The organism is Candidatus Marinarcus aquaticus, from assembly GCF_004116335.1.
Classification (GTDB): Bacteria; Campylobacterota; Campylobacteria; order Campylobacterales; family Arcobacteraceae; genus Marinarcus; species Marinarcus aquaticus.
The window spans coordinates 201,845-215,153 of the sequence record NZ_PDKN01000002.1 but is presented as its reverse complement, the minus strand read 5'-3'; the positions used below and the strand labels follow the sequence as shown (position 1 = coordinate 215,153).

Below are 13,309 nucleotides of genomic sequence, written 5' to 3'. Positions count from 1 at the left end.
AGAGATTATTGCATGTTCGCTATTAATTTTACATAAACTTAGATTTACCAAATATTAGCTATACTACCGCCCTTTATGAGAATAATTTATATAATTAGGTAATGGTATGAAAGTAGTAACAGGTGTAGTAGGAAACGATATTCACGTCGTTGCAAACAGACTGATTGAACTCTCACTCAAAGCCAGAGGTTTTGAAGTGTTTAACTTAGGTGTAAATACCTATTTAGAAGAGTTTATTGATGCAGTGATTGAAACAGATGCGGATATTCTTTTAATCTCTTCGCTCAATGGTGAAGCAGAGGGTTGGTGTCGAGAAGTCAACTTTTTAAAAAACAAATATGGAAAACTCTTAGATGACGTTGTATTTATGATTGGTGGGAATTTAGTCGTTGGTACGGGAAGTGCTGAAGACATTGTTCCACGATTTAAAAATTATGGATTTGATTTGGTATTTCACCAAGTGGATTTAAATACTGGTCTGGATGAGTTAGAAAAATTTATGAGTGAGCGAAAATGAGTCTATTACAAGAAGAGAGAGAAATTATCTTAAACAACGAATATGTTGATAACTTCGATTTTGCAGAAGTAGAAGAGTTCGTTAAGAATGCCAGTAAAGACCTGTTTATTTCGTACAACTTTGCAAAAAGCAACAAGATGTTGGTACAACCACGAGGTGGATTCCCAACATATAATAAAATGTTTGCCCTGTATGAATTCTTTGTGGACGCAAATGTAGATGTTCTGCCTTGTACGATTGACTCAAATACACGACTCAATGACTATGCCACTTCTAAAAAAATGTTACGTCTATCAGAAGAGAATGAAGTAGACATGCTCAATGGTTATCCACTTGTTAACCACGGGTACAGAACCACTCGAAAGATGATGACTCATTTTAACAAACCTATTTCACTACGTCATGGAACGCCTGATGCAAGGCTTTTAATTGAGACAGCCATTGCTTCTGGAATCTTTGAAATCGAAGGTGGACCAATTACCTACTTACTGCCTTATTCAAAGAACTTTCCACTGGATAAAGCCTTTTTATACTGGAAATATGTAGAGCGAGTCTGTGCAAAATACTCTGGTTTAAATGAACCCATCAACAGAGAGTCTTTTGGACCACTCACTGCTACGCTTGTACCTCCTTGTATCACAATTGTCATACAACTTTTAGAGATGTTACTCTCACTTGAAGAGGGAGTAAAATCGTTCTCAGTTTCATTCTCACAATCAGGATCAATGAACCAAGACATTGTAATGGGTGCTGTGATTAAAAAACTTGCAAAGCATTATGCCAAAGAGATCAACTGTGAAGATGCAAAAGTGCATTTGGTTTACCATCAATGGATGGGTGCTTTCCCACAAAACAAAGATTTTGCAGAGCAACTAATTAATATGAGTACCGTGATTGCTTCAATGGTGGGTGCAGATAAAATCATTACGAAAACCAGAGAAGAAGCAAGTGGTATTCCAACTAAAGAAGCCAATGCTAAAACCGTAGCCAACACACAATATACGCTTAGAATTTTAAATGGTCTTCCAAACATTGTGGATGAAGAGGAAGAAGAGATTTTAACTGAAGAGGTTATGAGTATCATGGAAGCGGTGTTTAATGACCCAGCCGATACCTTATGGAGAAAAGTATTTAACTCAATTAAAAATGGAATCATTGATGTTCCGTTCTCTCCACATATCATCAATAACAATGAGATGATCACTATTCGAGATGCCAATAAAAACATTCGAATCATCAAACGAGGTAAAGTACCTATCTCGGATAGATGTTATGAGTATGAAAAATCTAAATGTGATTTAACCAAAGATACCACCTCTATTGTAAATGACATTATCCACGACATAGGAATTATGCAATGATGAACGAAAACAGACTTTTAATCGATGTAGGAAGTACCTACTTTAAAGTTGCTGCAAACAACGATGTACAGCAACATTTCAGAGATTTCAATAAAAATATTTTTGATGATTTAAAATATAAATGTGAAGATATTATCTCAAAATATCAAAAAGAGGATATTTTTATTTGTTCATCTGCAAACGGTGGATTAAGCACACTGATTATTGGTATCACCCACTCATTTTCACTCAAATATGCAATTAACACGGCATATAACTCTGGGATTAATATCATTGATACCGTACTGTATTCACAAATTGAAGAAGTCTCTATCCCCAGCGATTTAATCGATGTTGTGATTGTTGTTGGAGCAATTGATGGTGTAAGTGGCGTATTTGATGAGAAACTTTTAAACTATTTAAGTCAAATCAACTACTCAAACATTGTTTATGTTGGAAACAAAGATGATGCTCCTTATTTAAAGGAAAACATTGAGAAATTGGTGATATTACCCAATATCATTGATGAGAAGCTTCATATTCAAGAGGAGCCTTTAAAAGAGTATTTAACCAACCTTTATCAAGCAGATATTGTCGGGAAAGAGGACATCAAACACCTTTACGATATTACAGCCAATCAAATCTTTTCAACACCGTATATTGTGAACCAAACTCTGCCACTACTTGTTTCAAAGTTTAAAGTAGCAGACCCATATATCTTAATTGATATTGGTGGAGCAACGACCGATATTCACTACTCAAAAGACTTGGTTGATGATAACATGGTCATTGACAATGAATATGACCGATTGGTTTTCAAAAAACTGGGTGTTTTCAAATCAAAAGAGTCTTTGATTTTCAGTGCAAAAAACAATGAGTTTGTATATGAACTTTTGGCCTATTTGAAAGTAACCGAAAATATCTTTGATGAACAGAGTGAAAAAGCACTTAAAATCTTAATGCAACTGGCTATTTTCTTAGTGCTTTGTAAAGTCTCTAATTACAACAAAGCTTATGTTACATTAAAACTAAATGCGCTAAACTCTTTAGTATTCACTGGTGGTATCACCAAAGTATTACAACAAGAAGATATAGAAAACATCGTTTCATTTTTTTATAAAAAAATATTAAACTCAAACCATAACCCATCTATCGTAATGGATTCAAATTACGATATTTGGACGATGGCAACACGAGATTAAGGAGTGCACATGTCTATTAACTGTATTCGAACACTGATTGAAGATGCAAACATCTCTCACCCAACTAAAACAGCCATTACGTTTGACCACAAAAGTTTGACATACGCGGAACTTTTTACCAAAGTCAATCAAATTGCTTTTTATCTCAATGAACTGAATCTTCCTGCAGGAAGCCGTATTGGAGTCTATTCAAATAAAGGAATTGAGCAAGTTATTGGTATCTTGGCTATTTTATCAACCGATTATGTTTTAGTACCATTAACCAAACTCTTAAAACCAGAGCAAGTTGAGTATATCATCAAAGATTGTGATATCAAATGTATTATCACCGACAGACTGAAACTTGAATCAATTGAAGAGATTGCATTTGATGGTCATATCATCTCTTATGAAACGACTTCTAAAGAGATTGCCTCTTTTGAAGAGATTTTTAAATACTACCATAAAGAGTATTCATGTGAAATCAAAGGGCATGACAATGCTGTTATTACATACAGCTTTGGAAGCAGTGGTTTTCCAAAAGGGATTGTAATTTCTCACAGAAACCTCATTGACAGTGCACGAGTGGTATCTAAATACTTGAGTTTAAGTGAAGAGGACGTTATTTCAGGTCTGTTAATTTTCAATCTTGATTATGGGTTAAACCAAATTTTCTGCAGTTTATACAAACGAGCAACCTTAGCACTGCATCGATTTGTTTTACCAGGTGATTTCTTTAACCATGTAATCAATGATAAAGTTACAGTAATACCTTTAATGCCTATTAACATCACTCAGATGTTTGATGAAGATGAGCACCGACTTCCAAGTGCAAACTTATTGGAACATGTGCGTATCATCACCTCTTCAGGAGGAAATGTAACCCCTAAAATGATTTCAGATATTGAAAAATATTTTAAAAATGTGCAGTTCTTCTCTATGCATGGATTAACAGAAGCATTTAGAAGTACGTATTTAGAGCCAAGTCAGCTCAAAATCCGACCAAACTCTATTGGTAAAGCCATTCCAGATGTGGAGCTTTATGTTATTAATAAAGAGGGACAAGAGTGTGCACCTAGAGAAGTGGGTGAACTTATTCACAGAGGTGGTTATATCTATAAAGGGTTCTGGAATGCACCCACTGAATCACAACAACGATTCAAATCCATTAAAATCTTAGAAAAAGCGATCAATCTTGAAGGGCAACTCAATGATGAAATCGTCGTTGCAAGTGGAGATTATGTCTACAAAGATGAAGAGGGATATTTATACTTTGTCAGTCGAGCCGATGACATGATTAAAACCAGAGGTTTTCGAGTCTCTCCTTTAGAAGTTGAATCGGTTGTTTATCACAACATCAAAGATATTGAACAGTGTGCGGTTTTCTCTATTCCAAATGATGAAATTGAAGAGGAGATTATCTTAGTCTACTCTGCGCGAAGCGAATTGGCTAAAAACGAAATTCTGTTTGAATTGAAAAAACATTTGGCAAGTTATATGATTCCTTCACAAATCATCTTTAAAAAATCACTTCCATTGATTGCTTCAAATAAAAGCAAAGTGAATAAAGAAGAGCTGAAAAAAGAGATTCTTAACAACAACTAACCCCTCAACAAAGATGTTAAAAAACATCTTTGTTCACTTGATATAAATCAAATACTTCTTCTGTTTTTTTTATTACAATTAAGTAATCCAAAAAAAGGAATAACATGAAAAAAACTATTATCATCTTTGCTTTATTGGTTTCATCTGTGTTTGCAACCGAAGTGTACAAAAAGTGCGCAGCATGTCACGGTGCCAATGGTGAAAAAGCAGCTTTAGGAAAATCTAAAATTATCAAAGATATGACAAAAGCTGAAATTGTAACAGCCATGAAAGGGTATAAAGATGGATCATACGGTGGTCCAATGAAAGGATTGATGAAAGGTCAAGCCAACCCATTAAGCGATGCAGACATTGAAGCCATCGCAAATTTCATCGGAAAATAAGAAAAAAATCGGAAGTTCCCTCCTCCTCTTCCGATTTTCTTAAAAAAAAATAAAAATTATTACTTATTGATACTTTTAAAAGAAATTTTATAAAATCCCTATTTTCATAGATAAATTCAAGAATAAATATATTAAAATTAATAAGATTAAACAATCAAAAAGGAATTATCAATGAAAAAAATAGCATTATTAACAACACTTTTAGCCTTAGCAGCGTTTGCAGATCCATATGCAAAATGTGTCACATGTCATGGAGCAAGTGGGGAAAAAGTTGCATTAGGAAAATCAAAAGTTATTAAAGATATGAGTAAAGCTGACTTCATCAGTGCGATGAAAGGGTATCAAGATGGAACTTACGGTGGACCAACTAAAGGTTTAATGGAAGCACAAGTCAAAGGTCTTAGCGACGCTGACATTGAAGCAATTGCAAATAAAATTGCAAAATAAGTTTTAGAAGAGTTTTACTCTTCTAAGACAACTTCTCATACGCAACTTCGATGGCATCTCGACCTTTCTCTTTTGCTTTATAAACACATCTGTCCGCATCTTTTATAAATCTTTCAATGGATGAATAATTTTTCCAAAACGATACTCCAATGCTCACTGTTACACTGATCTGTTTTTGAGCATGTATAATGTACTCTGAACGAATATCATTTTGCAGATACTCCAAACTTTGAATGAGTTGTTCCTGAGGCAAGAAACACAACATTAAAAACTCTTCCCCTCCGTATCGATACACTTCTGCATTAAGTCTGTTTGCATGGGTTAAAAGTTTATTGGCAATCATTTTTAAAACTCGGTCTCCGGTGTCATGTCCAAAATTATCGTTGATGCCTTTGAAACGATCCGCATCAATAAAAGCTGCTGCTAAAAACTGAGCATTGTTTTGTCGAATGAATGCAGTGAGGTCTTCATCCATTTTTCTTCGATTGAATACTTGTGTCAGGTGATCTTTATTAATCGAATCTTTAAGCATCTCTTTCTCTTTAAGCAACTCTTGTATTAAGATATCTTTATGGTCATCTTCAATTACAATATTTCGTTGCTCTACGATACGTCCCAAGTGAAACTCAAAAATATTTTTCTTAAGGTTATAATCTATTTTTTCACATACAGCAACGATGTTGGGTTTGTCTTCCCCTAAACCATTGGATATGGATATTTTATTTACTTTTTTTATATCATAATGGATTTTATCATCGACAATAGAGATTTCAAGCAGCTCTTTTTTCCAATAAGAGCTCACCTCTTTTTCAATTATTTTTCGTTTGGTTGCTAAAATATCATCAAATAATTCTTTTGTAATAGAGATTGTAAGCATTGAAAAAATAGCACCTTTTTATTTTTATGTATATTAATATAACTACCATTACACAAAGCTAAAGTCAAACTATTCTCTTTTATTTATTATAAGTTTTTTTAATAAAATAGTCTTAATTTTTTTTAAAGTTTATTAGAGTATCATTTCATGGAAATAAGAATTAACTATAAGAGGAAATTATATGCAGTTAAGAGAAAAATTTACACCGATGTGCTTTCTAAGTTCCCTAGGAGCTGGTGGACTGTCGGTTTCATTTTTTATGTATTTAATGTTTTTAGTACCGCATAAAGGTGCACCTATGGCAACATTTGATTTTATTTATCCTGTTTTATTGCAAGGAAACTGGTTATCATTTGTAAGTGCATTTTCAATGGTTTTTATTATTGCGTTTGCTTTTTTACACTTTAAACTTTTGATTTGGAACACCAAACAATTTAATATGTTTAAAGAAAGTGAAAAATACACCCATCTAAAAAATTCAAATGCAGAAGTCAGTTTGATGGCCATACCATTAACTTATACCATGACAATTAATGTCTGTTTTGTTTTAGGTGCGGTGTTTGTTCCAGGGCTGTGGAATATTGTTGAGTATATGTTCCCATTGGCTCTTGCAGCTTTTATGTTAGCAGGGTATTTTGCACTGAAAATTTTCATGAACTACTTCACACGAATTTTAGCAAAAGGTGGTTTTGATTTTACAACCAATAACAATCTTTCTCAAATGATCTCTATCTTTGCTTTTGCAATGGTTTCAGTAGGTTTTGCAGCTCCTGGGGCCATGAGTCACTATATGACGATTAATGCCATTGGAATAATGGGTTCAATTTTCTTTGCATCCATTGCATTATTGTTATTATTAATTAAAATCACCATTGGATTTACGAATATGTTTGAAAAAGGGATTTCAATTGAGGCTTCGCCATCTTTATGGATTATTATTCCTATTTTAACTCTACTTGGAATTGCCTTTGTACGTATTTCATTTGGTTTAGACCATCACTTTAATGCACCACTTGCCAACTCATCTTTGTTTACATTTACATCAGTGGTTGTTTCCATTCAAATTGTATTTGGAATTTTAGGATACAAAGTTATGAAAGAGTTAAAATACTTCGAAGAGTTTGTTGAAGGACCAAATCGTTCTCCTGTCTCATTTGCACTGATTTGCCCAGGAGTAGCATTTATGGTATTTGGAATGTTCTTTATCAACTTTGGATTGACATTTAATGGCGTAGTTGCAAAATACTCATTGGCCTATTTTCTTTTAATGATTCCATTCATGTTCATTCAATACAGAACCATTGTCTACTTCTTTAAACTCAAAAGAAAATTTGAGTTCTAAATAGTTATAAATGACCAGTATGGTACAATCTTCAAAACACAAGAAGGTTGTATCATTGGGACATCATAAACTCTTTTTTTCTACCCTGCTTTCATTTTCAATACTTTTTTTCTCAGCTTGTTCAAATAAAGTCAGTTCGATTAATGATTTACAAACGTTGCCACAAAATGCCTTAGCCTATGAATTTACACTAAAAACACAAACAGCACAAAACACACAACACAACTTAACACTTTTTAAAGAACGATTCTTCGGTCCATGGAACCAAAAACAACTCTCAATATCTCAAAAGAAGGCATCATGGGGAGAAATTTATATGACTCAAAAAGTGTATGGTTTGAACCACCAACTTCTATCTAAGAAGTGGTTTAAAAAACTCAATGACAATGCCAATTGGGCACAATACAACCATTTAAAAGCCGATGCAGTAGTCATAAAAAACAGTAACCTACGTGTCTTCCCAAGCACATTGCCCATATTTTATAATCCTAAAAAAGCAGGAGAAGGTTTCCCTTTTGACTACAACCAAAACTCAGGCATTAAAATCAATACCCCTATTCTTATCTCTCACTATTCAACAGATAAACAGTGGGTCTTTGTTGAATCGGGATTTGCATTTGGTTGGATAAAAACAAGTGATATTGCATTGGTCAATGAACGTATAAAAACAACCTATCTGGAAAGTACACTCTATATTGCAATTAAAGATAATTTTCCTATTTATAAAAATAGTATGTTTATTGAACAAATCAAACTGGGAACCATTTTTCCTAAAAGCAGACAAGGAAACTTCTTTGTATTTAATCATTATCACAATTTAGAAGGCTACATTCAGACCATTCAAAACCCAAAAGAGAAGCTGCATACACTGCCACTTCCTTTTACTAAAGAGAAGGTACAACATGTTGTCAATGAACTTATACAAGAGCCGTATGGATGGGGAGAAGCCTTTTCTAAACGAGATTGTTCTGCATTAACCAAAGACTTCTTTGCACTCTTTGGGCTATATCTGAACAGAAACTCAAAACAACAAACCAGAAATGGTGAATACATCTCTTTAAAAGAGCTCAGTAATCAAGAGAAAAAAGAACAGATAAAATCACTCTCTGAACCTTTTTCAACACTGATTTACCTGCCTGGACATATCATGATTTATGCAGGTATTAAAGATAATGAACCGCTGGTATTTCATAACTTTTGGGGTATAAAAACAGAAAATCTTTTTAATGAAAAAGGTCGGTTTGTGGTTGGTCAAGCTGCTATTACCACACTTGAACCCGGCAAAGAGCTTCCAAATTATGCACCCCAGTCAAATATTTTAAGTAAGATTAAGGGCATGGTGATTTTACATCCTTAACGCTCTTTTCTTTTATAAATAAGCGTATAAACCAACGGCACATAATATAAATTCAACACCGTCGCCCATAAAACTCCAAACCCAAGGGATACAGCCATAGGCTGCAGAATCAATGCTTGTCCTGAGGCAAAAAACATCAATGTAAACAGACCTAAAAGCGTCGTCACTGATGTCAATAAAATAGGACGTAATCGAAGCATGGCAAGAGATTTCAGCTCTTCCATGGTTTGTGATTTCTTAATAAAGTCCATCATAATAATTCCATCATTAACAACCACCCCAGCTAAACCAACAATTCCAATCAGACTTGGCATGGTAATATTAATCCCCAATAAAAAGTGCCCTACAAGTACGCCTAAAACAGATAATGGAATCGTTGAAATGATAATCAAAGGTTTAATAACAGAATCAAACATCCAAATCAAAGCAATAAAGATGAGTATCAGAGCAATGATAAATGCCTCACTCATCTCTCGTTGAACCTTTTCATTCTCTTTTTGTTCCCCTTTAATATCAATCGCAACACTTTTTTGCAACTTCTCAAGCAAAGGATTCATTTTTTCATATACTTCTGTAGAGGTTACTTGATTGATACTGGCCGTTACGGTTCGAATTCGTTCATTGTTCTCTTTAAAAATTTGTGAATAAGCAGGCTTTTTAACAATGGTTGCGACCTCTTTTAAAAGAACTTTTTCATTAGAGTTTGGAATGGGTACTCGAAAGTTATCTAAACTTTGCACTTCATCTTTGTTTTTGCTTTGAAATACAATCTCTACAATGCCTTTATCATCAAACATCTTAGAGTATGCTCCTTTAAAGTAATACGGACGCAAACTGGAGATAATATACTCTTCATTCATACCCAAATCATAACCATAAGCATTGACTTTAAATTTGAGTTCTTCATTGCCTTCAAGTAAGTCATCAGCAATATTGGATACCCCTTCAATAGCAGCCAATCCCTCTTTGATTTTTATAATGGCTTCTTTAACTTTTTCATCTGTATTACCAGAAACAGAAATTTCAATGTCGTTTTTAATGATCCCTGCTTTCACGGTAAAGACTTTCAATTCATCATACTCATTGCTCTCTATTTTATCTTTTAAAATGGTTTTGAGTTCACCCTCAATCTCTTGAGCACTTTTATGTCGAATCATCTCAGTGTCATCATATTTTAATGACAAATAAGGATTAATATACTTATCAAAGAAGTTTTGAGGAGCTCGTTCAAATAAATTGACAAAAATATGAAAGTAGAACTCCTCATTTTCAGGCTGATTTTTACCATCAAGTTTCATACCAATGACAGAGCTAATGGAACTGATTTCATTTTCCATATTGATGTTTTCTAAAAGTTGTTGCTCTATTTCATACACCTTTTGCTCTGTTTGCTCAATTCGTTTTCCCACACCCACAGATCCAGTGATGTATATTTGAGTGGTGTCAAAATCGGGCATAAATTTAAACTTTGATGTGGCCATAAAAAAAGCAGTCAACGTGATAATTGAGGCTAAAATGGCAGCCAAACTTTTATATCGATGTTTTAAAATGAACGAAAGAATGGTGTAATAAATCTTTTTATTTGCTGCCCAAATTGACTCTGAACGTTTCTCTTCTTTATTGATTTTATAAATTTGTTTTGCGTGCAGTGGCAAAAAGAAAAAAGCTTCAAGCAGTGAACTTAATAATAAAATAGTAATCATAATAGGCAAGATGCGCATGAAAACCCCTACCTCACCCGACATGAGTAAAATAGGCAAAAAGGCAAATACTGTTGTAGCTGTGGCTGTTAACACAGCAGGATAGACTTCCAGTGCACCATCAATGGCTGCTTGCATTTTATCTTTTCCCATTTCCATGTGACGATAGATATTTTCACCCACCACAATTGCTTCATCCACAATCATACCTAAAGCAATCAATGCACCTAACAAGGAGAGCATGTTCAAACTGTATCCCAAAATCTCTGCAAAAATAAGCCCAATCATAAAAGAGGTGGGAATACCAATAGCAACCACAGTTGCAATACGTGAATTGATAAAATAAAAGAGTGCTAAAAAGAGCAGCAATACTCCAAATAAGATATTCGAAACTACTGTATTAAGACGATTCTTAATCCACACAGAAGTATCGGTATATGTATCGAACTTTAACTCAGGATACTCTTTCTTTTTTTCTTTAATAAGTTGTTTGATTTTTTTAACCAATTCAATGGCATCACCCGTTTCACTTTTATTGACCCCTATTGAGATATTAGGTTCGCCATTGAAGTGTGAAATGGTGTCAACATCCCCTAATTTATATTTGATATTGGCAATATCTTTTAAATAAAGCTTGGTATCTCCTATTTTAATAAGAATATTTTTAATGTTTTCAATATTCTTCTCTCCATTAAAAGTACTTAAATAGTAGTGTTTTGTCGTATCTTTAACAATTCCTACGGGGAAAATAGTACTGATGGATTTCACAGCATCAATCACTGCAATTTTATTCAAACCATACGCATCGATTCTGTTTTCATCAAATGTGATTAAAAGCTCTTTGTCGCTGTCACTGAAAACCGTAATTTTACTTAAATCTTGAAACTTCATAAGTTGTGTTTTTAAATCATCGGCAATATCAAGTAACTCTTCTTTGCTTTTTTGGCCATACACAGCAACGGTGATTAACGGAAAAGAGTGTTCCAGTTCTTTAACCGTAGGTTCATCCATATCTGTAGGAAGATCTTGTTTGGTTTTGGTTACAATATCTTTGATATCATCCAATACATCACTGGCTTGGAAACCATCTTTTAAATCGACTTGAATATTGAAAAAGCCATTTTTAATGGTTGTTGTGATCGTATCGGCTTCACTTAAAGAAATCAACTCATCTTCAATGTTTTCAACCGCCATTTTATCTAAAATATCACTGCTTGCACCTGCATAGTTTCCACTGATAATCACTGCATCTAAAGTTGAAGGAGGGAATATCTCTTTTGAGATTTTAAAATAAGCAAATACAGAGAGTGTGAGCAAAAAGAGTAAGAGAAAATGATTGAGTATGGGTTTTCGAAGACCAAACTCTATAATATATCGTATCATTTTTCTCCAATTTTATTGATAATCAAGGAATCCATGATTTGATTTTTAAACTTCATGTCTTCAAGTTGCTGTTGTAAAAAACGATTCTCTTCTTTTAAAGAGATATAATCTGCATATAAGATATTGATGTCACGACTGACATAATAGATGTTATTTCGAAGGTAGATTTTAGGTATAAAAAGAGCTAAAACTACCGTGGTTATAGTCAATACAATCAATAAAGCTTTTTTTGCTGACAGATTAATCAAATTTAAAAATCCTTAATTTTGAACTCCTACTTCTAGGATTATTCTTGATTTCTTCTTTGTTTGGTACTATTGGTTTCTTGGTAATTACTTTACCTAAAGCATTATTGTTTCCACATTCACACCTGAATACATGGGCTGGACAAACACACGACTTGCTCCATTTTTTAAAATAGTTTTTAACAATTCTATCTTCTAATGAGTGAAATGAGATAATTGCCACAATACAGTTTTTAGGTTGGCTTTTTTCAATGGAGTCAAAAAGTCGTGTAAGAACTCCTAATTCATCATTAACTTCAATTCGTATGGCTTGAAAAGGAAGTGTTGCAGGATGAATCTTTCCTTTACTCATTTTAGAAGCCAGAAACTCTGAGAATTGTTTTGCTGATGAAAATGGTCGATTACTGACAATGAGTGAAGCCACCTTTTTATACTCACGAACTTCACCATACTCTTTAAATATATGTTCTAATTCATGTTGAGAGTAGTTATTCACCACTTGGCTTGCATCCAAACTTTGCTCTTGATTCATACGCATATCTAGCACATCGCTTTCAAAACCAAAGCCACGCTCCAACTTATCTAATTGCAATGAAGAGACACCAATGTCTGCTAATATTCCTCGAACAGGGTATGTTTCAAACTTTTCAAATACGTGCTCGAAGTTTCCTTTATTAAACGTAATACGTTTTGAAAAAGGCTCTAATCTTTTTTGTGAAAACGCTAAAGCCTCATTGTCTTGATCATTACATATGAGTTTCACATCAGGGTTTTGTTGAAGTAAACCTTCGCTGTGTCCTCCATATCCCAATGTACAATCAATGATATAACCTTCATGAATTTCATGAAAAGCTTCTAATACCTCATTGTAAAGTACAGGGATGTGTGGAATAGCCATTTAAAATGTCCTTAGTTAATTTTATGTATAATAG

The 13,309-nt window shown here is 33.8% G+C and carries 12 protein-coding genes; 8 read left to right on the top strand and 4 right to left on the bottom strand.

Annotated elements, in window-relative coordinates; translation table 11 throughout:
- The first annotated feature begins 106 nt into the window (after nt 1–106).
- The 6 genes from glmS (at nt 107) to CRV04_RS03765 (ending at nt 5,473) form a co-directional block, all read left to right on the top strand.
- Entirely contained in the window at nt 107–517 is a 411-nt protein-coding gene (glmS, locus tag CRV04_RS03790) for a methylaspartate mutase subunit S (protein WP_128995484.1), read from the top strand.
- Entirely contained in the window at nt 514–1,878 is a 1,365-nt protein-coding gene (locus CRV04_RS03785) for a methylaspartate mutase (RefSeq protein WP_128995483.1), read from the top strand. The genes glmS and CRV04_RS03785 overlap by 4 nt, the downstream gene beginning before the upstream one ends.
- The gene (locus tag CRV04_RS03780; protein ID WP_228126464.1) at nt 1,878–3,059 is read left to right on the top strand and encodes a glutamate mutase L; all 1,182 of its coding nucleotides are present in this window, start codon (nt 1,878–1,880) and stop codon (nt 3,057–3,059) included. Before CRV04_RS03785 ends, CRV04_RS03780 begins: the two co-directional genes overlap by 1 nt.
- A 9-nt stretch (nt 3,060–3,068) precedes the next feature.
- Nucleotides 3,069–4,643 carry an AMP-binding protein gene (locus CRV04_RS03775; protein WP_128995481.1) on the top strand — a complete coding sequence of 525 codons (1,575 nt, stop codon included), beginning with the start codon at nt 3,069–3,071 and terminating at the stop codon, nt 4,641–4,643.
- A gap of 104 nt (nt 4,644–4,747) precedes the next feature.
- Nucleotides 4,748–5,026 (top strand): c-type cytochrome, encoded by a 279-nt coding sequence (locus CRV04_RS03770; RefSeq protein WP_128995480.1) that lies wholly within the window; start codon nt 4,748–4,750, stop codon nt 5,024–5,026.
- A gap of 171 nt (nt 5,027–5,197) precedes the next feature.
- On the top strand, nt 5,198–5,473 hold the full coding sequence (locus CRV04_RS03765; protein ID WP_128995479.1) for a c-type cytochrome: 276 nt from the start codon (nt 5,198–5,200) through the stop codon (nt 5,471–5,473).
- 22 nt (nt 5,474–5,495) lie between these two features.
- Here the strand turns inward: CRV04_RS03765 and CRV04_RS03760 are convergent, their stop codons facing one another.
- Complete coding sequence (locus CRV04_RS03760) at nt 5,496–6,350, bottom strand: GGDEF domain-containing protein (RefSeq protein ID WP_128995478.1); 855 nt, start codon at nt 6,348–6,350, stop codon at nt 5,496–5,498.
- 181 nt (nt 6,351–6,531) lie between these two features.
- On the opposite strand from CRV04_RS03760, the gene CRV04_RS03755 reads away from it, so the two are divergent.
- Together CRV04_RS03755 and CRV04_RS03750 are read left to right on the top strand one after the other, a co-directional pair.
- On the top strand, nt 6,532–7,692 hold the full coding sequence (locus CRV04_RS03755) for a TsoY family (seleno)protein (protein ID WP_128995477.1): 1,161 nt from the start codon (nt 6,532–6,534) through the stop codon (nt 7,690–7,692).
- A 10-nt stretch (nt 7,693–7,702) separates the two neighbouring features.
- On the top strand, nt 7,703–9,049 hold the full coding sequence (locus tag CRV04_RS03750; protein WP_128995476.1) for a C40 family peptidase: 1,347 nt from the start codon (nt 7,703–7,705) through the stop codon (nt 9,047–9,049).
- Here CRV04_RS03750 and CRV04_RS03745 read toward each other — a convergent pair.
- The 3 genes from CRV04_RS03745 to rsmH are packed head-to-tail and all read right to left on the bottom strand — an operon-like array spanning nt 9,046 to nt 13,275.
- Nucleotides 9,046–12,132: an efflux RND transporter permease subunit gene (locus tag CRV04_RS03745; RefSeq protein ID WP_128995475.1), complete on the bottom strand. Its 3,087-nt coding sequence runs from the start codon at nt 12,130–12,132 to the stop codon at nt 9,046–9,048. The genes CRV04_RS03750 and CRV04_RS03745 overlap by 4 nt on opposite strands.
- Complete coding sequence (locus CRV04_RS03740; protein ID WP_128995474.1) at nt 12,129–12,380, bottom strand: hypothetical protein; 252 nt, start codon at nt 12,378–12,380, stop codon at nt 12,129–12,131. The genes CRV04_RS03745 and CRV04_RS03740 overlap by 4 nt, the downstream gene beginning before the upstream one ends.
- Nucleotides 12,373–13,275 carry a 16S rRNA (cytosine(1402)-N(4))-methyltransferase RsmH gene (rsmH, locus tag CRV04_RS03735; protein WP_128995473.1) on the bottom strand — a complete coding sequence of 301 codons (903 nt, stop codon included), beginning with the start codon at nt 13,273–13,275 and terminating at the stop codon, nt 12,373–12,375. Before rsmH ends, CRV04_RS03740 begins: the two co-directional genes overlap by 8 nt.
- Between the last annotated feature and the right edge of the window lie 34 nt (nt 13,276–13,309).